This is a genomic window from Ruegeria sp. YKSF131 (assembly GCF_059612645.1).
Genome location: NZ_JBXWQZ010000014.1, coordinates 35,335 through 55,069, shown reverse-complemented (window position 1 = coordinate 55,069; position 19,735 = coordinate 35,335). Strand labels below are relative to the sequence as shown.

20 protein-coding genes are annotated in these 19,735 nt (G+C 57.9%); 13 read left to right on the top strand and 7 right to left on the bottom strand.

Annotated features, from left to right (window positions below; all coding sequences use genetic code 11):
* Window positions 1-19 precede the first annotated feature (19 nt).
* Together AC2FLZ_RS07205 and dapD are read left to right on the top strand one after the other, a co-directional pair.
* A complete protein-coding gene (locus AC2FLZ_RS07205; protein WP_480517915.1) occupies window positions 20-619 on the top strand; it encodes a GntR family transcriptional regulator in 600 nt (199 codons plus the stop codon).
* A 109-nt stretch (window positions 620-728) separates the two neighbouring features.
* Window positions 729-1,556, top strand: coding sequence for a 2,3,4,5-tetrahydropyridine-2,6-dicarboxylate N-succinyltransferase (gene dapD / locus AC2FLZ_RS07200; RefSeq protein WP_480474194.1), 828 nt, complete (start codon window positions 729-731; stop codon window positions 1,554-1,556).
* A gap of 298 nt (window positions 1,557-1,854) precedes the next feature.
* Here dapD and AC2FLZ_RS07195 read toward each other — a convergent pair whose 3' ends face one another.
* Window positions 1,855-2,211 carry a cupin domain-containing protein gene (locus tag AC2FLZ_RS07195; protein ID WP_496715338.1) on the bottom strand — a complete coding sequence of 119 codons (357 nt, stop codon included), beginning with the start codon at window positions 2,209-2,211 and terminating at the stop codon, window positions 1,855-1,857.
* 116 nt (window positions 2,212-2,327) lie between these two features.
* On the opposite strand from AC2FLZ_RS07195, the gene AC2FLZ_RS07190 reads away from it, so the two are divergent.
* Window positions 2,328-2,672, top strand: a complete 345-nt coding sequence (locus AC2FLZ_RS07190) for a DUF8846 family protein (RefSeq protein WP_480474192.1) — start codon at window positions 2,328-2,330, stop codon at window positions 2,670-2,672.
* Here the strand turns inward: AC2FLZ_RS07190 and AC2FLZ_RS07185 are convergent.
* Window positions 2,669-3,727, bottom strand: coding sequence for a transporter substrate-binding domain-containing protein (locus tag AC2FLZ_RS07185; RefSeq protein ID WP_480554995.1), 1,059 nt, complete (start codon window positions 3,725-3,727; stop codon window positions 2,669-2,671). The genes AC2FLZ_RS07190 and AC2FLZ_RS07185 overlap by 4 nt on opposite strands.
* A gap of 209 nt (window positions 3,728-3,936) precedes the next feature.
* On the opposite strand from AC2FLZ_RS07185, the gene dapE reads away from it, so the two are divergent.
* From dapE to rnr, 3 genes are read left to right on the top strand one after another with little or no spacing between them, the layout of a single operon-like run.
* Entirely contained in the window at window positions 3,937-5,076 is a 1,140-nt protein-coding gene (gene dapE / locus AC2FLZ_RS07180) for a succinyl-diaminopimelate desuccinylase (RefSeq protein ID WP_480625265.1), read from the top strand.
* 3 nt (window positions 5,077-5,079) lie between these two features.
* Window positions 5,080-5,655: a TIGR04282 family arsenosugar biosynthesis glycosyltransferase gene (locus tag AC2FLZ_RS07175; protein WP_480517911.1), complete on the top strand. Its 576-nt coding sequence runs from the start codon at window positions 5,080-5,082 to the stop codon at window positions 5,653-5,655.
* Window positions 5,656-5,702: 47 nt separating this feature from the next.
* Entirely contained in the window at window positions 5,703-7,961 is a 2,259-nt protein-coding gene (gene rnr / locus AC2FLZ_RS07170; RefSeq protein WP_496882007.1) for a ribonuclease R, read from the top strand.
* Between the two features lie 137 nt (window positions 7,962-8,098).
* Here the strand turns inward: rnr and AC2FLZ_RS07165 are convergent, their stop codons facing one another.
* A complete protein-coding gene (locus AC2FLZ_RS07165; RefSeq protein WP_496882006.1) occupies window positions 8,099-8,338 on the bottom strand; it encodes a hypothetical protein in 240 nt (79 codons plus the stop codon).
* The gene (locus AC2FLZ_RS07160) at window positions 8,335-9,033 is read right to left on the bottom strand and encodes a glutathione S-transferase family protein (RefSeq protein WP_480517905.1); all 699 of its coding nucleotides are present in this window, start codon (window positions 9,031-9,033) and stop codon (window positions 8,335-8,337) included. The genes AC2FLZ_RS07165 and AC2FLZ_RS07160 overlap by 4 nt, the downstream gene beginning before the upstream one ends.
* An 84-nt stretch (window positions 9,034-9,117) precedes the next feature.
* Between AC2FLZ_RS07160 and AC2FLZ_RS07155 the strand changes: the two genes are divergently transcribed.
* Window positions 9,118-9,831 carry a helix-turn-helix transcriptional regulator gene (locus AC2FLZ_RS07155; RefSeq protein ID WP_480484146.1) on the top strand — a complete coding sequence of 238 codons (714 nt, stop codon included), beginning with the start codon at window positions 9,118-9,120 and terminating at the stop codon, window positions 9,829-9,831.
* A 62-nt stretch (window positions 9,832-9,893) separates the two neighbouring features.
* A complete protein-coding gene (locus AC2FLZ_RS07150) occupies window positions 9,894-11,210 on the top strand; it encodes a lytic murein transglycosylase (protein ID WP_496882005.1) in 1,317 nt (438 codons plus the stop codon).
* Between the two features lie 52 nt (window positions 11,211-11,262).
* Here AC2FLZ_RS07150 and AC2FLZ_RS07145 read toward each other — a convergent pair whose 3' ends face one another.
* Together AC2FLZ_RS07145 and AC2FLZ_RS07140 are read right to left on the bottom strand one after the other, a co-directional pair.
* Entirely contained in the window at window positions 11,263-12,660 is a 1,398-nt protein-coding gene (locus tag AC2FLZ_RS07145) for an aspartate aminotransferase family protein (RefSeq protein WP_480517901.1), read from the bottom strand.
* A gap of 77 nt (window positions 12,661-12,737) precedes the next feature.
* Window positions 12,738-13,421: a GntR family transcriptional regulator gene (locus AC2FLZ_RS07140; RefSeq protein WP_480474182.1), complete on the bottom strand. Its 684-nt coding sequence runs from the start codon at window positions 13,419-13,421 to the stop codon at window positions 12,738-12,740.
* 140 nt (window positions 13,422-13,561) lie between these two features.
* On the opposite strand from AC2FLZ_RS07140, the gene AC2FLZ_RS07135 reads away from it, so the two are divergent.
* The 5 genes from AC2FLZ_RS07135 to AC2FLZ_RS07115 all read left to right on the top strand — a co-directional run bounded on the left by AC2FLZ_RS07135 (window position 13,562) and on the right by AC2FLZ_RS07115 (window position 18,850).
* Window positions 13,562-14,647: a polyamine ABC transporter substrate-binding protein gene (locus tag AC2FLZ_RS07135; RefSeq protein WP_480474181.1), complete on the top strand. Its 1,086-nt coding sequence runs from the start codon at window positions 13,562-13,564 to the stop codon at window positions 14,645-14,647.
* A 69-nt stretch (window positions 14,648-14,716) separates the two neighbouring features.
* Window positions 14,717-15,844, top strand: a complete 1,128-nt coding sequence (locus AC2FLZ_RS07130) for an ABC transporter ATP-binding protein (protein ID WP_480474180.1) — start codon at window positions 14,717-14,719, stop codon at window positions 15,842-15,844.
* Window positions 15,844-16,734, top strand: coding sequence for an ABC transporter permease subunit (locus tag AC2FLZ_RS07125; RefSeq protein ID WP_480517899.1), 891 nt, complete (start codon window positions 15,844-15,846; stop codon window positions 16,732-16,734). The genes AC2FLZ_RS07130 and AC2FLZ_RS07125 overlap by 1 nt, the downstream gene beginning before the upstream one ends.
* Window positions 16,731-17,549, top strand: a complete 819-nt coding sequence (locus AC2FLZ_RS07120; RefSeq protein ID WP_480474178.1) for an ABC transporter permease — start codon at window positions 16,731-16,733, stop codon at window positions 17,547-17,549. Before AC2FLZ_RS07125 ends, AC2FLZ_RS07120 begins: the two co-directional genes overlap by 4 nt.
* Entirely contained in the window at window positions 17,546-18,850 is a 1,305-nt protein-coding gene (locus tag AC2FLZ_RS07115) for an NAD(P)/FAD-dependent oxidoreductase (protein WP_480517897.1), read from the top strand. Before AC2FLZ_RS07120 ends, AC2FLZ_RS07115 begins: the two co-directional genes overlap by 4 nt.
* On the opposite strand, the gene AC2FLZ_RS07110 is transcribed toward AC2FLZ_RS07115, so the two are convergent.
* Entirely contained in the window at window positions 18,843-19,730 is an 888-nt protein-coding gene (locus tag AC2FLZ_RS07110; RefSeq protein WP_480474176.1) for a phosphotransferase, read from the bottom strand. The two genes, AC2FLZ_RS07115 and AC2FLZ_RS07110, sit on opposite strands and share 8 nt — an antisense overlap.
* Window positions 19,731-19,735: the final 5 nt, after the last annotated feature.

Below are 19,735 nucleotides of genomic sequence, written 5' to 3'. Positions count from 1 at the left end.
TGGATTTTATCTATAATCCATGACTGCAATGATCTCCGACACGATTTACCAAAGCCTTAGCCAGCGGATCATCACCGGAGAGCTGGCGGCCGGTGAAAAGCTGCGGCAGGACCATATTGCCCGAACCTTCGATACCAGCCATGTTCCGGTGCGCGAAGCCTTGTTGCGGCTTGAGGCGCATGGGTTGGCCCGGCATGAACCGCGCAAGGGAATGCGTGTTACAGCGTTAGACCCGGCAGAGGTTCGGGAGGTGATCGAAATGCGTGTGGCCTTAGAAACGCTGGCGTTGCAGCAATCGATACAAAACATGTCTCCGGTCGCGTTGGAAAAGATCGAGAACGCACGCATCGCCTGTGACGAGGCGCAGTCGATGCCGCAATGGGAGGCCCTCAACAGAACGTTCCATCGCGCCATCCTGACACCTTGCGGGCTGCCTCGGCTTTTGCACGCAATTGACGATCTGCATATCGCAAGCGCACGCCATCTGTTCGCGCAATGGCGGTTGAAATGGGTGCAGCGGGCTGACACGGATCATGCGGCCATTGCGCGAGCGTTGAAGCGCAAGGAAATGGCCACAGCAACGGCGATCCTGACCCGCCATATCCGGCGCGCAAGCTGATGACCCTGAGCCTCAGACGCAATTGGGCTCGTCTACGTCGCATTGCGCCATGGGTCGGGCTTGCGTATAGGCCAAATCAACGTGAACAGATTCTGTAGGGAGACACCCCATGTCCAACGCGCAACTGGAAGCCGCCATCGAAACCGCCTGGGAGGCACGCGAGACCATCACGCCCGCCACCACAGGCGAGCAGCGCGAGGCGATCGAGGATACGCTGAATGCGCTGGACAGTGGCTCGTTGCGCGTGGCGGAAAAGCTGGAATCCGGTGACTGGCACGTAAACCAATGGGCCAAAAAGGCGGTTCTGCTGGGCTTCCGTATCAAGGACATGGAAATCCAGCCGGGCGGTCCGCAGGACGGCGGCTGGTGGGACAAGGTGGACAGCAAGTTCGCCGGTTGGGGTGAAAACCAGTGGCGGTCTGCCGGGTTCCGCGCGGTTCCAAACTGCGTTGTCCGCAAATCCGCTTACATCGCACCGGGCGTGGTGCTTATGCCGTCTTTCGTGAACCTTGGGGCCTATGTTGACGAAGGCACGATGGTTGATACCTGGGCCACCGTCGGATCCTGCGCACAGATCGGCAAGAATGTGCACCTGTCGGGCGGCGTTGGTATTGGCGGAGTGCTTGAGCCGATGCAGGCTGGCCCGACCATCATTGAAGACAATTGCTTTATCGGCGCGCGCTCGGAAGTGGTGGAGGGATGTATCGTCCGCGAAGGCTCGGTTCTGGGGATGGGCGTGTTCATTGGTAAGTCCACCAAGATCGTGGATCGCGAAACCGGAGAAGTCATGTATGGCGAGGTTCCGCCCTATTCGGTTGTGGTCGCGGGTTCCATGCCGTCGAAGAACAACGTCAGCCTCTATTGCGCTGTGATCGTGAAGCGGGTTGACGAAAAGACCCGCTCGAAAACGGGCATCAACGAATTGCTGCGGGACTGATCGTTCTGATTAACGCGCAAGGCCGGGGCATAACTGCTCCGGCCTATTTGTTTTTTGGGTCAAGCCGACTGAACCAGATACGAAGTTCGTGGCCGCGATCAGCTTTGAAGTGCTGCTTAGCGGTTCTCACCCTGCATGGCTTCGACTTCAGTGCTTCCTTTGTTTACTTCAGCACTTTCGGTTTCGCTGCCGCCTTCGGATTCACCGTTGCCTTCGGTTTCACCATCGCCGCCGGATTCAACTCAACAGCTTTTCGGGCCGGAGGTCTTCAATCAATGAGGGAGGCCGAGACTCGCGTTCACTGAGTCTCTCGCCCAGCTAATCCCTTGATCGGATACCGGTCCGGTTCCTCGAAAACATCGATAACCCGTGTGCCAGCCTTGATTTTGCCGCCATGTTCCACGCCTGACGGGATCGAATAACTGTCGCCAGAGCGGTAGGTTAGGGTCTGCCCGTCGATGGTCAATTCAACCTCACCCTCAACCACTGTGCCCCATTGGGCTTTGTGAGAATGTAAGGGCAATTCGAAATCATGAAGAAAAGTAAAGAACGCCACCAACCCTGCATCCGACCGGATCACGGCCGTTTGCACCACGTCGCCAGGGAACGGTACGTCGAGGCTGGGAAATCTCGTTATGAAATCTGGGTAGGGCATGAAGGCGTCCTTTGGTATCCGGGATCGGTGTATTCTGGGTACTATGGGCGCAAGGCGGGGCTCCTGCAATTGTTGGCTGCTTGACCGCGAACCGGCGCGGGGCTATGGCCCGGTGCATGGAGAAGCAAAAGAAACCCTCACGTCAGCAAGTCTATACCCTTCTGGTCCAGATTGGCCGCAAGGAGGGCGACGGCCTGCCTGATGGGGCGACCGGCGCGGCACTGATGTGTTATGCCAGCGGCGTGGATGAGGCCGAGGCCGTGCGTGAGACGGTTGCGATCCTGAAGCAGGCAGACACCGCACCGCTGGATGTTACCGGATATGGCACATTGGCCGAGCGTGAAGCGCAAGGCCACGATATCGAGCCGGACGAACGTGCGCTGATGCAAAGAGCATTGGATGAAAACGCAGTGATCGTCGCGCAGATGACACCGTTTTTCGAAGACGAAGCACAAGCTTAGTTTCGCGACCCGAACCACTTGCGATAGATTTCGTCATAGGTTCCGTCTTCGCGCAGGCCGAGCAATGCCTGGTTAACATCCTCGACCAGCGGTGATCCGGTCGGAAATGCGATGCCGTAATTCTCGCGCAGGAAGACGCCACCTGTCATCGATGCAATCCGCCGCCCTTCATGAGCTGCGAAGTAGGACAGGATCGGCGCGTCGAACACGACGGCATTCAGTTCTTCGGCTTTGAAGGCGTCCAGCATCTCGTTCAGTCCGGGGTAGCCGGTGAATTCGATCTCGCGCCGGTTCAGAAAGCTCGCCGCTGTAGACCCCGAGATTGTCCCGACATTCTTGCCGTAAAGGTCGTTCACCGAATTCACGCTGCCGGTAATCGCGTCCACCGTCATGACCGAGGTGATGCGGGCGGTAAACACCGACACGATGAACAAGGATGACACCACCAGGGTAACCCCCAGCATACGACCGAACGGTGTTCGCGGCATTCGTTCTTCGAACCCGCCATTCACAACCAAATTGAGTGCCCACCAGAACGATGGGAACCACGCCTCGTTAAGGTTGCGGTCGAAATAGGGTTGGGCACGGCGTTCAAAGCTCCACATCAGCATGCCGCCACCGAGGAGAATGGCAAAGGCCAGCCCGATAGCGATGAAAAGTTCTTTCGATAGCAGAGCCTGCAAAATCGAAGGTTTTCGTACCGCGTCCGAGGGCACCATGATCTGAAGACCCGCTTCAAAGATCGGCTGAGAAAAGTCCATTTGCGTTTCGCGCAGGGCGGTGATCGAGATATTGGCGATGGCAAGGTCTGCAGATCCGCTCTGCACGGCACCCAACATGTCAGAAAACGCGTCGACGCGGTTGACCGTGTAGTCCCAGTTCAGAGCCTCGGCCAGGGCCGCCAGCAAATCCATAGAGAAACCGGTTTCGTCGCCATCCTCGACATAGGAAAATGGCGGGCGGGTCACGGTTGTGACCGAAAGGGACTGTGCCAGGCTTTGCTGTGCGATGACGGCGAAAGTCAGGCAGATCAGTGCGAAGAAGGCGCGCTTCATATTCAATTCACCTGTTTCGCGGCCCTGTAACGCGAATTTGTGGCGGGCGGCAAGGTGGTCGCAGGGTAAAGTTCCATGTTTTATTGGGGTGCCGCTTTGACATCTACATATTCGGATGACCGTTTTTTTACGGATTGGGGTTGGAAAACCGGCCAAATCGTTGAATCTGTGCGCGAACCCGCGTCAGACACAGTTTCAGAGGTCCCCGCATGACTGATCCCGTCCAATTGACAGCCGAACTGATCCGTTGCCCTTCGGTCACACCTTCAGAGGGCGGAGCACTTGTTTTGCTTGAGACAGTGCTGTCGGAGGCAGGTTTCGAATGCTCGCGTGTCGATCGCGGCGGCATCAGTAACCTGTTCGCGCGTTGGGGGCAGAAAGGTCATGCGCGTAGTTTCGGATTTAACGGTCACACAGACGTCGTCCCTGTCGGCGACGAAGCTGCCTGGACTGCGCCGCCCTTCGGGGCCGAAGTGCGGGATGGGGTGATGTATGGGCGCGGTACTACCGATATGAAATCCGGTGTTGCGGCTTTTGCGGCTGCCGCAGTGGATTTCGTGCGTGACACCCCGCCGGATGGGGCAATTGTCCTGACGATTACCGGTGATGAGGAAGGCGATGCGTTGGACGGCACCACTGCGCTTCTCGATTACATGGAAGGCGCCGGAGAGCGTATGTCGGTCTGTCTGGTGGGTGAGCCAACATGCCCGAACAAAATGGGCGAGATGATCAAGATCGGCCGTCGGGGCTCAATGACTGCATGTTTTAAGATTACAGGTGTTCAGGGACATTCGGCTTATCCCCATCGGGCCAAAAACCCTCTGCCCGCCATGGCGCGGCTGATGGATCGGCTTGCCAGCCATGAACTGGATCAGGGCACGGACCATTTCGACGCCTCAACACTGGCTGTTGTCACTATCGACACCGGAAACGCCGCAACCAACGTGATCCCGTCGCAATGCAGCGGCGCGGTCAATATCCGCTTTAACGATCTGCATTCCGGGGCCAGCCTGAGTGACTGGTTGCAATCAGAGGCGGATCAGGTGGCAGCCCAATACGGTGTCGACATCGGTGTCACGATCAGCATATCGGGTGAAAGTTTTCTGACCCCACCAGGGCCTTTGTCGGATCTGGTGGCCAAAGCGGTCGAAACCGAAACCGGCGTTACGCCTGAACTGTCGACAACCGGCGGCACCTCGGATGCGCGCTTTGTCAAAGACCATTGTCCGGTGGTGGAGTTCGGCTTGGTCGGGCGCACGATGCATCAGGTGGACGAGTGCGTTGAGGTTGCGCAGATCAAGCAACTCAAATCGATCTATACCCGTATCCTGACGGATTATTTCGCCTGATCCATGCAGCGCACATTGGTGATCATGGTCAAGGAACCTCGACCGGGCCGTGTCAAGACGCGGCTGGGGCGTGATATCGGCATGGTTGGTGCCGCGTGGTGGTTTCGGCACCAGACCCGCGCTTTGATCCGAAAGCTGCGTGACCCTCGCTGGCAGATCGTGCTGGCCGTGTCGCCCGATGCAGAAGGTCTTGCAAGCCGTATCTGGCCCGTTGATCTGCCGCGCGCGCCGCAGGGGTCCGGCGATCTGGGGGACCGGATGAGACGGATGTTGCGCGGAATGCCCAAGGGGCCGGTTTGCCTGATCGGAGCGGATATTCCGGGTATTTCGCGTGCACATATAGCCCGCGCTTTTGGTGCGCTTAGGCGAACCCAGATGGTGTTCGGCCCCGCGCCGGATGGCGGCTATTGGCTGGTCGGTGCGCAGCGCTATGGCGCGCTGCCCGCAGGTCTGTTCCACGATGTGCGCTGGTCCACAGAACATGCATTGGCCGACACACTTGCCTCAATCCCAAACTGCCGTGTGACCCTGCTGGACCAGCTGCGCGATGTGGATACGGTCGCTGATCTGAAACCCTGAGGTTTTTTGGTCATGACGCGGTCGCAAACGCGTGCTACGCCGGAAGCATGACTCGCATCCCTACCAAGCAGGAGGTCCTTGACTGGATCTCGGCGAACCCCACCCTGACCTCGAAGCGCGATATCGCCAAAGCCTTTGGCATCAAGGGCGCGGATCGTATTGACCTCAAGCGCATCCTCAAAGAGCTTGAGGCCGAAGGGCATCTTGAAAAACGCAAACGCAGCTATCGCGATCCGGACCGTCTTCCACCTGTCAGTGTCTTGCAGGTGAAAGAGCCGAATGCCGATGGTGATCTGTTCGCCCGACCACTGGAATGGCATGGCGAAGGGGTCGAGCCCATCGTTCTGATAATCGCGCGGGCCAGCGACCCGGCCTTGGGCGAGGGTGACCGTATTCTGGCCCGCCTGACCGTCGTGCACGAGGAAGATCACAATTACGAAGCGCGTCTGATCCGCCGGATCGGAACCAACCCGCGCAAGATCGTGGGCATATTCCGTAAAGGGGCCGAAGGGGGCAGAATCGTCCCTATCGACAAGGCAGGCCAGACCGAATGGCTGGTTGCCGATGGCGCGGTGCATGGTGCCAAAGACGGCGAATTGGTCGAGGCCGAACAGGCCGGGCCGAAAAACCGCATGGGCCTGCCGCGCGCGCGCATCGTTGAACGGCTGGGTGATCCGACCGCGCCCAAGGCTGTTTCGCTGATCGCGATCCATCAGCACGGTATCCCGGATGACTTTCCCGACAAGGTCATAGCCGAAGCAGACAATGCCAAACCCGTTGGCCTGAAGGGCCGCGAGGACCTGCGGGACATGCCGCTGCTGACCATCGACCCCTCGGATGCGCGTGATCGTGATGATGCCTGCTACGCGCACGCGGATGAAGACCCCAAGAACCCTGGTGGACATGTGATCTGGGTCGCTATCGCCGATGTTGCTGCTTATGTGCTGCCCGGCTCGGCCCTGGACCGCGAGGCGCGCAAGCGGGGCAATTCAAGTTATTTCCCTGACCGAGTGGTCCCGATGCTGCCTGATCGGCTGTCGGGTGATCTGTGTTCCCTGCATGAAGGCGTCCCGCGTGCCTGTATCGCTGTGCGGATGCAGATTGACGCGGACGGTAACAAGATTGGTCATCGTTTCGTGCGGGGGTTGATGCGTTCGGTCGCGTCGCTGAACTATGCCGAAGTGCAGGAGGCCATCGACGGCAACCCGAACGACCGCACCGGGCCATTGGTGGAGACGGTCTTGAAATCGCTTTATGCCGCCTATGCCGCGCTGAAGAAAGCGCGGGCTGTGCGACAGCCGCTGGAACTGGACCTGCCCGAGCGTAAGATCGTGCTCAGCGAAACGGGTCATGTTGAAAGCGTGGCGTTCCGTGACCGGTTGGATGCGCATCGGTTGATCGAAGAGTTCATGATCCTCGCCAATGTCTCGGCTGCGGAGACACTGATCGCCAAGCGCCGTCCGCTGCTGTTCCGCGTGCACGAGGAACCCGCGCCCGAGAAACTGGAAAGCCTGCGGGAAACGGCGCAGGCTGCCGGATTGAACCTCGCCAAGGGGCAGGTGCTGCAAACCCGCCACCTGAATGCGCTGCTGAACGCCGCCACCGGGACCGAGGATGCGGAACTGATCAACCTGACCACCCTGCGGTCAATGGCACAGGCATATTACAACCCTGAGAACTTCGGCCATTTCGGGCTGGCGCTGCGGAACTACGCGCATTTCACCTCTCCTATCCGGCGCTATGCCGATCTGGTCGTGCATCGGGCGCTGATCTCGGCCCACGATTGGGGCACAGACGGTTTGACAGAAGACGAGATTACCCGGCTCGAAGAAACGGCCACTCATATCTCGGACACCGAGCGCCGCTCGATGATGGCTGAACGGGACACGACTGACCGCTATCTGGCCGCGTATCTGAGCGAACGGGTTGGCAATGAATTCACGGGCCGGATCAGCGGCATTGCCCGGTTTGGTGCTTTTGTCAAAATGGACGAAACCGGTGCGGATGGCTTGGTTCCGGTGCGATCACTTGGGCGCGAGTTTTTCCATTTCGACCGCGAGGCCGGGACACTTATGGGGGCGGACACGGGGCTGACTATCGCCATTGGTCAACGTGTCACCGTTCGACTGACCGAAGCGACACCAGTGACCGGCGGGTTGGAGCTGGAGCTGCTGTCCATTGACGACCAGGCCCTGCCGCGCGGACAGAGGCCAAAAGGGCGATCATCCCGGCGCAAAGCGATCAGCACCAAGCGCAAGAAAGACAAGATCAAGCGCAAGGTCGAACGCAAACGCCGTCAGAGGTGATAGGTCAACGCCCGGGCAATCAGCCATCCGTGGCGTGTTGGATCGATTTGTGTAGTGTCATCAAACAGAACGGCACGGTTCCCATCTATCTGGTCCTCGCCCGGAAAGGCGGATGTGAAATCGCTTATCAACCGGGTTCAGCAGTGCACAAACAAGGCGAAACTTGCCGACTTGTGCGCGCCCAGCCGGATCGTTGACCCTTTGGGCGCAAGATAGGCGGGCTGACCCCACCGCAGCTCCTCTTGCACCGTGGGGGCGGCAGGCAGAGAGGCTGCCGTGTCAAACACAAGCGCCCGCAGGGCCAGAGCCCCCGCACGGGTTTGCGGGGGCAGGGCTTCAAAGGCCGAAGCGACCAAAGGGTTTTCAAAGGGTTTCATGCAATTGGTATCGCCTGTTCCAACCGATCCACGTAGCTGTTTAGCAGGTTATCCTGTTTGATCCGGCGGGTCAGGGGGGTGTCCGCAGGTGTGGCGCGCATCGCGGCAAGCATTGGACCAACGCTCATGTCAGCCGATGTCGGCCGGTCCCCAAGCAGGAAAGAGGATTGCCACAGATAGGCCGAGATCGCCTCGAGGTCACGTTCGATCCGGTCCAGCCGTTCGGACAGCGAAAACCGCCCGATTCCCTGTGACGTGATCCCCCTCAGAACGGATTTCCGGATCGCATTGGATGCAGGTTTTCGGATCAACGCCGGAATTCCAGTAAAGAACGTATCACGCAAGATCGGCCAGACTTGGTCATTGCCCCAGCGATCCAGAACGATGTGAAAATACAGATGCTCTTCGGCCATGCGCACCAGGGCGCGGGACTGCGCCTTTTCGACATCCGTCAACCCTTTGTCGAAATCCGCGCCCTGCTGTTCCAACCAATCGCGGATCAGGTCGCTGTCCGGGACCAGGCGTTCCGGCGTCCGCAAAACGGGCAGCTTCTGGTGGGGCATCTTGCGGGGGTCAAGCATGTCCGAGCGCTGCCAGGTCTGGCCGGACTGCTGAAGCATCAATGCTGTCTTGACACAGAAGGGGCTGGCACTGAACAGGCCGAAGGCAGAGGGGAAGGTGAGAAGGGTCAGCATTATAAGGCTCCGTGTTATGGGGTGCTGACTGAGTATCGGGACCTAATGACAGTTTCTGTCATTAGGGATAAGCTATAATACATCATGTCCCGCACCGCCCGTTTGTTCCAACTGATGCAAGCCCTGCGTTCTGGCCCTTCGCCCAGAACATCCGAACAGTTGGCGCAGGATTTGGGTGTTTCGGCCCGAACAATTCATCGGGATATTGATGCATTGCGCGGACTGGGTGCCGTGATCGATGGCGAAGCGGGGTTTGGCTTTACGCTGATCGAGGACGCAACCCTGCCCCCATTGGGGTTCACTGATGATGAGCTTGAAGCGTTGGTTCTGGGCCTGCGCGAAGTTCAGGTGATTGGCGATCCGGCTTTGTCGGGCGCAGCGGGCACGGCCCTGCGGAAACTTCAGGGACGCTTGCCGCAACGCCAGTCCCACCGGCTCAGCCATGCGGTTCTGGCTGCTACGCGGTTCAACCGCCCGCCTGAACCCACGATTGACGTGGCCACTCTGCGGCAGGCGACGTGGGATGAGCGCGCGGTTGAGTTTTTCTATACGGACGCGAAAGGCGATGCTACGCACAGGCGCGTCAACCCGTTGAGCATCGTCTATCTGGATCACTCGAACGTGTTGTTGGGCTGGTGCCACCTGCGACAGGATTTTCGCGTTTTCCGGTTGGATCGCTTGCAGGACATGTCAGTGACGGAACAAAGTTTCAGGCCGAACCGCGTGCCCCTGCTGCGCGAAGCATTGGAACGCATTCGGGCAGAGCGTGCCGCGCAGGAGCGTGAGGCGAACGTCTGAGCTCTTTGTGAATTTCCGATTTTGCGCTACCCTGTGGCCGAGCAGTAATCAGGAAAAACGGAATGCGAAAATGCGTAGGCGGCGTCATGACCGTCGCATTGTGGGCATCCATAGTGCAGGCGGAAACAACAGAGAACACCAGATGGGCAGACAGCGGGATATCGCGCGATGCGTTGCAACTGGCTTCGGCGGATGTGACCGTTTCGATCCGTCCGGTCCCGCGCCCGTTGACTGAGGCCTTGCCCGTGGCTTCTGCGACAACGGCACGGTTTCAGACCTGGCTTGGCGCGTTTCAGGGCCGCGCGCGGCGGCAGGGCATTTCGCAGGGAACACTGACTCAGGTGTTTTCGGGCATGAGCTATGACGCAGATGTCCTGGAACGGGATCGCAATCAGGCGGAGTTTTCGAAACCCATCTGGGAGTATCTTGAGACCGCAGTTTCGGAAACGCGCCTGTCGAATGGGCGCGCCGCCCTGCAGCGGCATCGGCAGGTGTTGAACCGGATCGAGGCTGAATACGGCGTTGAAAAAGAGGTGGTCACAGCCATCTGGGGACTTGAAACCTCTTTCGGGTCTTATCGCGGCAGCAGTCCAACGCTTCGTTCATTGGCGACGCTAGCCTTTGATGCGCGGCGGGCACAATTCTTTGAAACGCAGTTGGTCGCTGCCCTGCGGATTGTGCAGGCTGGTGATATCAGTGCCGGCAACATGCTTGGCAGTTGGGCGGGCGCAATGGGGCATACGCAATTCATGCCCACGTCATATCTGGATCACGCGGTAGACTTCGACGGTGATGGCAGGCGCGACATCTGGTCGGATGACCCGACGGATGCGCTGGCTTCGGCGGCGTCTTATCTGGCGCGGCATGGTTGGACGAAGGGTCAGCCGTGGGGCGTGGAGGTGCGTCTGCCCACGGATTTCGATTACGCCTCAGCCCGTCGTGATTTTACGCTGATGCCGTCCGAATGGGCTGCAAGGGGTGTCGTGGCGCGGGATGGCACCGTCGTGCCGGATCATGGGAAGGCCGCGATCCTGCTTCCGGCTGGAAGTCAGGGCGTCGCGCTGATGATTTTTGACAATTTCAACGTGATCGAGGCGTATAACGGGGCCGATGCCTATGTGATCGGCATCGGGTATCTGTCCGACCGGCTTGCGGGGGGCGCACCGTTTCAATCTGACTGGCCGCGCGGCGATCGGGTGCTGAGCTTTGCCGAGAAAAAGGAACTTCAGACACTTCTGACGGATGCGGGCTTTGACACAAAGGGTGACGACGGGCGCACTGGGCCAAATACTATCAACGCGGTTCGAGCGTATCAACTGGCGCAAGGGTTGGTCCCGGACGGATACCCCACGCCAAACCTGCTGGAGCGGTTGCGATGACAAAAAAAGGCGGCCCATATGGACCGCCTTTTAAGATGCATAAATCGCTGAGTTAGGATGCGGCTTTCATCAGCCCCTGCGCAATGATCTCGGCCTGTGCTTCGTCCAGCGACTTGTAGATCCGCACGAACATCTCGTCGATATCCGCAGGCGTCAGGATCAGCGGGGGTGAGATGATCATCCGGTCGCCGACATGGCGCATGATCAGGTTATTGGCAAAGCACCGATCACGGCAGATATAGCCGACCGTGCCGGGTTCGGATGCGAATTTGGCGCGGTTTGCTTTGTCCGGGGTCAGCGCGATAGACGCCATCATGCCAACGATCTTAGCCTCACCCACCAGCGGATGATCTGCCAGTGCTTCCCATTTCTCTTTCAGATAGGGGGCGGCAACGTCGCGCACATGCTCAACGATCTTCTCTTCTTCGAGGATGCGCAGGTTCTCCAATGCCACGGCAGCCGCGACCGGGTGGCCGGAATAGGTATAGCCATGGTTGAATTCGGTACCGCCGATTACTTCGGCGATTTCGTCGTTCACGATGGACCCGCCGATGGGCGCATAGCCCGAGCTAAGGCCCTTGGCGATGGTCATGATATGCGGTTTGATGCCAACGGTTTCAGAGCCGAACCAGTTGCCTGTCCGGCCAAATCCGCAGATGACCTCGTCAGCTATCAGCAAGATATCGTACTTGTCGCAGATACGCTGAATTTCCGGCCAGTATGTATCGGGCGCGACAATCACACCGCCTGCACCCTGAACCGGCTCGGCGATAAAGGCGGCTACCCGGTCTTCGCCCAACTCCTCAATCGCCTCTTCCAGCTCGCGCGCGCGGGCCAGACCGAATTCTTCGGGCGACATGTCGCCGCCTTCGGCCCACCAGTTGGGTTGGTTGATGTGGTGGATGTTCGGGATCGGAATGCCACCCTGTGCGTGCATCCCGGCCATACCACCCAGCGAGGCCGAGCCCACGGATGAGCCGTGATAGGCGTTCTTTCGGCTGATGATAATGTTCTTGTCAGGCTGGCCCTTCTGGGCCCAGTAGGTGCGCACGAGGCGGATATTGGTATCGTTTGCCTCGGACCCGCCTGCTGCGAAAAAGACATGGTTCAGGTCGCCCGGAGCCAGTTCGGCAATCTTGGCAGCCAAAGCAATCGCCGGGACGTGGGTCGTTTTGAAGAAGGTGTTGTAATAGGGCAGCTCGCGCATCTGGCGCGCGGCAACATCAGCCAGCTCATCACGCCCGTACCCGATATTGACGCACCACAGGCCCGCCATCGCGTCCAGAATTTCTTCGCCTTCGCTGTCAGTCAGATAAACGCCAGTGGCACGTGTGATCACGCGCGCTCCTTCCTTCCCCAGCGCACCATTGGCCGAGAAGGGGTGAATGTGATGCGCCGCATCCAGCGCCTGCAATTCGGCGGTCGGCATATGGTTGGTGATGGTAGACATCGGAGAATCTCCTTCAAGAACGCAGTTGGCGAACACAATATGATCAAATTTTTTCGTGTCAATCGAATCAGGCTGAATCAGACGGACGTCAATGCTTCCGCCATCAGGTCCATGCCTTGTTCGATGTCCTGGGCGGTTGCCTTTGCGGTCATTTCAGCGTCACCGACGCGCAATGCGGCAATAATGTCCTTGTGCCGATCCGGAAGGCTCTGTGTGCCGAAGCGCCCGCAGACAACACGCAATGAGGGGCCAAACCGCAACCAAAGTCTTTCAGCCAGGTCACTGAGGATCGGCGCGTTTGCGTAAGAATACAGCGTTTCGTGAAAAGCCTGGTTCAAACGCAGATAGCCACCGACATCTCCATCGGCGATCATGCGATCCAAATGCCTGTCCAGGCGTTCCAAGTGATCAATGTCCTGCGTTTTCAGGTTGGCGGTTGCACGTCTGGAAAGCTCTGATTCTATTGAAATTCTGGCGAAGATCATCTCTTCAATATCGTTGGAGTTCAGCAACGGTACACTGACGCGCCGATTGCCCTGGAAAACCAACCCTCCATCCGAGATCAACCGGCGAATCGCTTCGCGGACCGGAGTCATCCCAACACCCAGCGAATCAGTCAGACCCTGGATTGTGACGGGCTGACCTGGGACCAGTTCACCGAACAGAATCTGTGATCTGAGTGTTTGGTAAACCTGCTCATGCGCGGGTTGTTTGCCCCCTTCGGTCGACGGCGCATATGCCTTATTTTTGATCAAATCCAATTGGTTCTTCCTATTTCGACTAAGCCTGACTTGTCAGGTGACTGGCCACGTGAAACCATACGCTGGATCGAGGGAAAACGCAAAACTTGATCAAATCCAAAAAAACGGGAAAATACCCGTACACTTGCAGGGAGAAGAATATGACAATCAAAACGCTGACCATGACAGCGGTCATCGCATTGGGGACTTCGGCGGCATTTGCCGAAGAGGTGCGTGTTTACAACTGGTCCGACTACATCGACGAAGAACTGCTGAGCAAGTTCGAAGCAGAAACAGGTCTGACCCTGATCTATGACGTGTTCGACAGCAACGAGGTTCTGGAAACCAAGATGCTGGCCGGTGGCTCGGGCTATGATGTGGTTGTACCGTCAGGTACATTCCTTCAGCGCCAGATCCAGGCCGGCGCGTTTCAGCAGCTGGACCAAAGCAAGCTTTCGAACGCCGGAAACCTTTGGGATGTAATCGAAGAGCGAACTGCCGGTTATGACCCGGACAACGCGTATTCGATCAACTATATGTGGGGAACAACCGGGATCGGCGTGAATGTCGGTAAGGTCAAAGAGGTTCTGGGCGACGACATTGCCCTGAACAGCATGGACTTGGTCCTGAAACCCGAGAACATGGAAAAGCTGGCCACTTGCGGTGTGCATTTCCTGGATGCCCCGGCCGAGATCATTCCCATGGTGCTGCAATACCTTGGAGAAAACCCTGACAGCCACGACGCGGACGTGATCGGCAAGACCGAAGCGGTTCTGACAGCAGTCCGCCCGCATATCCAGAAATTCCACAGCTCGGAATATATCAATGCGCTGGCAAATGGCGACATCTGCGTTGCTGTTGGCTGGTCGGGTGACATCCTTCAGGCACGCGACCGTGCCGCAGAGGCAGATAACGGGGTGGAGATCGAGTATCACCCCTTCGCCGAAGGGTCACTGATGTGGTTCGACCAGATGGCAATTCCTGTCGATGCTCCAAATCCCGAAGGCGCACACACGTTCCTTAACTTCATTCTGGACGCCAACAACATGGCGGCGGCATCGAACTATGTGTATTACGCCAACGGCAACAAAGCGTCTCAGGAATTTCTGGAAGAGGACGTGATCGGCGATCCGGCCATCTACCCGGATGATGCCACGATGCAGAACCTGTACATCACGACACCTTATCCGGCGAAAACGCAGCGGGTCGTGACGCGTCTGTGGACCAAGGTCAAATCGGGCACCTGATCCGAATTGCACCGGCAGGGCGGCGTCGCCGCCTTGCCTCTCTTTTCAGCTATTCGAACGAGGGCCGTAGTGAATTCTGACGTCTTTGCGCCATGGGATGACCCGCAGGCGAAACCCTTGATCCAGTTCCGAAACGTGACCAAGCGTTTTGGTGAATTTACTGCCATCGACAACCTGTCTCTGGATATCTTCGAGCGAGAGTTCTTTGCCCTGCTTGGTCCGTCTGGATGTGGCAAAACGACGATGATGCGGATGCTGGCCGGGTTCGAAACACCGACCGAAGGCCAAATCCTGCTTGGAGGGAAGGATATCGACCCAATCCCGCCCAATAAGCGTGCCGTAAACATGATGTTCCAGTCCTATGCCCTTTTTCCGCATCTTAGCGTCTGGGAAAACATCGCCTTTGGCCTGCGCCGGGACAGAATGCCCAAACATGATCTGGAAGACCGGGTCGAAGAAATGCTGCGCCTGACCCGGCTTGAACAGTTCGCCCGCCGTAAACCGCATCAGATTTCGGGTGGGCAGAGGCAGCGTGTGGCGCTGGCGCGCTCGCTTGCCAAGGCACCCAAGCTTTTGCTGCTGGATGAACCGCTGGGCGCACTGGACAAGAAATTGCGCCAGGATACCCAATTCGAACTGATGGATATTCAGGAAAAAACCGGCACCACATTCGTGATCGTTACGCACGATCAGGAAGAGGCCATGACAGTCGCCAGCCGTGTGGCGGTGATGGATCAGGGTCAGCTTATGCAGGTTGCCACTCCGGACCGGATTTACGAAAATCCTGCCTCGGTCTATGTCGCTGATTTCATCGGGGACGTGAACATCATAGAAGGGCGCGCGACATCTGTCGGAGAGGATACCTATCAGGTAGACTGGGCTGAAGGGCAAGCGCCGCTGACCGCAGCGTCAGCGAAGAACTTTGAAAACAGTCAGTTGTGCCATCTGGCGATCCGCCCGGAAAAAGTGACAATCTCGGCTGAGCGTCCGGCGGATGCAGTGAATGCGGTGCAAGGCAAGGTTCATGACATCGCGTATCTGGGCAATCTGTCCACTTATCACGTTGAACTTGCAAACGGCACAATCATCAAGGCGCAGACGGCCAATACCCGCCGCATCTCGCGCCGTTCATTCACCTGGGAAGACCCGGTCTGGCTGTCCTGGACGGCCACCGCTGCGGTTCTGCTGGTCGACTGATGCGCCGTGCTGTTCTGATCGCCATACCTTATGTCTGGCTGTTGGCGCTGTTCATGGTGCCATTCTTCATCGTTCTGAAGATTTCGCTGTCGGATACCGCGCTTGCGATCCCGCCCTATACACCGACACTGGATTTTTCAGCTGGTTGGTCGGGGATCAAAGAGTTCTTCAGCCAGCTTGATCTTGAAAACTTCATCTGGCTGACCGAGGACGACCTGTACTGGAAAGCGTATCTGTCCAGCGTCAAGATCGCTTTGATCTCAACCTTCCTGACTTTGCTGGTTGGTTACCCCATCGCCTATGGCATGGCCCGTGCGCCCGAGGAATGGCGCCCAACGCTGATGATGCTGGTGATCCTGCCTTTCTGGACGTCATTCCTGATCCGGGTTTATGCTTGGATGGGCATTCTGTCGAATGAAGGGTACCTTAATCAACTGCTTCTGTGGACGGGTATCATTTCGACGCCTTTGACGATCCTGAACACCTCGACTGCCGTCTATATCGGTATTGTTTACACCTATCTCCCGTTCATGATCCTACCGATTTATTCGTCATTGGAACGTATGGATGGTTCGCTGATCGAGGCGGCCGAGGATTTGGGCTGCTCGAGGGCACAAGCCTTCTGGCTGGTCACCGTTCCACTGTCCAGACCGGGCATCATCGCAGGTTGTTTTCTGGTGATGATCCCCGTGATCGGCGAGTTTGTGATCCCGTCACTACTGGGAGGGTCCGGTACGCTGATGATCGGCAAGGTGTTGTGGGAAGAGTTTTTCTCGAACCGAGACTGGCCCGTGGCAAGTGCTGTCGCGATCGTGCTGTTGCTTATTCTGGTCGTTCCCATCGTGCTGTTCCAGCGCAACCAGCAGAAACAGGCGGAGGCTGACGGATGAACAGATTAAGCTGGTTCAATACGGTTTCGCTGACGCTGGGTTTTGCGTTCCTGTATATTCCGATGATCATCCTGATCATCTTCAGCTTTAACGAAAGCAAGCTGGTCACGGTTTGGGCCGGGTTTTCGACCAAATGGTATGGCGAACTGGTTCAGAACGAGGCATTTCTGGATGCCGCATGGGTCACGGTCCGGGTTGCGGTGTTTTCTTCGACATTGGCAACCATTCTGGGGACTGCGGCCGCTTATGTGCTTGTCAGGGGCAAGCGGTTCTTTGGTCGGACACTGTTTTCCGGCATGATCTACGCACCGCTTGTGATGCCCGAGGTGATCACCGGCCTGTCGCTGCTGTTGCTCTTTATCGGGATCGGGCTGGACCGGGGTATCCTGACCATCGTTCTGGCTCACACAACATTCTCGATGTGTTTTGTGTCGGTTGTCGTCTCGTCACGGCTTGTGACATTCGACAAATCGCTGGAAGAAGCCGCTCTGGATCTGGGTTGTTCACCCGCGCAGGCCTTTGGTCTGGTCACCCTACCGATTATCGCGCCCGCGGTAATCTCGGGCTGGCTGCTGGCTTTCACATTGTCGCTGGATGATCTGGTTATAGCGTCGTTCACATCGGGCCCGTCGGCGACGACCCTGCCGATCAAGATCTTTTCGGCCGTGCGGCTGGGCGTCAGCCCCGAGATAAACGCGCTGTCGACGATCATGATTGCGGTCGTGACGGTTGGGGTGATAACGGCCTCACTTGTGACCAAGCGCGCCATGATGCGTCAACGGCAGGACGAGCAGGCCGCTGCGCGCACCGAATGAAACGGATATTTCCCGAATACACCTATGGTGCGGGTCCTCGTGATGGTTGCTGGTGGGACGAGACCATTGCAAACCCGAACTGGCCAGAGTTTCAGGGCGATCTGAACGTTGATGTCGCCATCGTCGGTGGCGGCTTTACAGGGGTCTCAGCGGCTTTGCATCTGGCTGAAAACGCGACCTCGGTTGCTGTGCTCGAGGCAGGCCCACCGGGGTGGGGCGCATCAGGTCGCAATGGCGGTTTCTGCTGTCTTGGCGGATCGAAGCTAGGGCAAAAGTCCATGGTGCGCCGCTATGGCCGCGAAGCGGCGCAGGCCTATGAGACGGCTGAACAGGACGCGGTCCAGCTGGTTGCCGATCTGCTGGCGCGGCATCGGATAGATGCGGATACGCATTCCAATGGTGAGACCCAACTGGCCCATTCGCGACATGCGATGGATGTCCTGCGCCGACACGCGGACGAGACCGGCATTCTGCACCAAGCTGCTGATTTGCCAGCGCTTGGTATGTGTGGTGCATTCTTCGGAGGGTATACTCTGCCGGTCGGCTTTGGGCTCAATCCCCGGAAATACCTGTTCGGGTTGGCAAGCGCTGCGGCGGCTTCGGGTGTGAATTTCTTTCAGAACAGCCCCGTTCTGAACATTGAAAAAACAACGTCCGGCTTCAGACTGCAAACAAGCGCAGGGCAGGTTAACGCTCAGGTCGTGCTGATTTGTACCAACGGGTATTCTAGCGAAGACATCCCCGATTGGATGTCCGGACGCTACTTGCCCGCGCAATCGACCGTGATGGTAACGCGCCCGCTTAGCCAGGCTGAACTATCGGCGCAGGGCTGGAACTCGGACCAGATATGTTACGACACGCGTAATCTTCTGCACTATTTTCGCCTGATGCCGGATGGGCGCTTTTTGTTCGGAATGAGAGGCGGCTTGTTATCGTCGCCCCGGTCCGAGGCCGCGATCCGGGCAAAGGTTCAACAGGATTTCAAACGCATGTTCCCGGCCTGGGCGGCGGTTGAGGCGACTCATATCTGGTCAGGTATGGTGTGCCTCTCGCGAAGCCTGATGCCTTTTGTTGGTGCCGTGCCCATGCAGCCAGGCATGTTTGCCGGATTTGCGTATCATGGCAACGGCGTCGCTATGGGCACATACAGCGGACGCGCATTGGCACGGCTGGCTTTGGGCAAGGATGCCCGTTTGCCTGCCCCGATGAGGCAAACTCCTGAACGGTTTCCGTTGGGCCGCTGGCGTCGCGCATTGATGCCACCGGCATACGCCTTGTTTGCGCTTTCGGACCTCAGGTGAATTCGTTCGGTTTCAGGGTTTCGATTTCCAGTTTCAAGCCTTCGGAATAGTCGGGTGCACCGTTTTCCGCGCGCCACAGGCAATAAGCGGCCATGCGCCAAGCATACCATGGCTTGAGCCGTTGATAACGGGAAACAATCTCAGGTCTGCGATAGGCGGACAGAAACTGAACTTCTTCCGCGTCCGACAAAGGTGAGCCCCGGTAAAGCCTTTGCATCGCCGGGGACAGAAACATCGCAAGGTCTTCGCACGGGTCGCCAAAGGCAGGGCATTGCCAGTCGATCAAGGTCAGGCCGCGGGATGCAACCAGAATATTCCCAGCGACCGGGTCGCCATGGATCAGGCAAGTCTTGGTCGTGGAAGGGACAGATATCGAGGGTTGCAATACTGCCAGTTCGTTTCTGGTTTCTGACCTGCACCCTTGCAGAATTCTGTACCCATGGGCCATCAGATCCGCGCTGCCGTTGCACCCGGCAGGCGCTGGAATGGTGTTGGGCAGCGAATGCAGCCTGCGCAGCAGTTCACCAACCTTGTCCGAGCCATTCCGCCAGGGTGTTCCGGGTGCGTGGTCGTAAAACACCCAATGCGCGTCCTTGTGCTGTCCTGCGGCGCGCAGCCTTGGCACAAAACCGGTCGGACCAAGCGCCTTAAGGCAGAGGGTTTCCAGCTTTGCATCATTTCGAAACAAGGGGTTGCGCAGGGTCGGGCTGTAAAGCTTCAGCACTTTGTCGCCGTCGTCCCCCAGCACTTTCCAAACCCTGTTGGTCCGACCGCCATACAGGATTTCGAACTGCGCATACATGTTGACCAGCCCAAGAGAGCTGAGGTGTTCAACCAGATCATGAGGGGGGGCAGGCAGGTTGGGCAGAGGTCTTTTCACTTCTT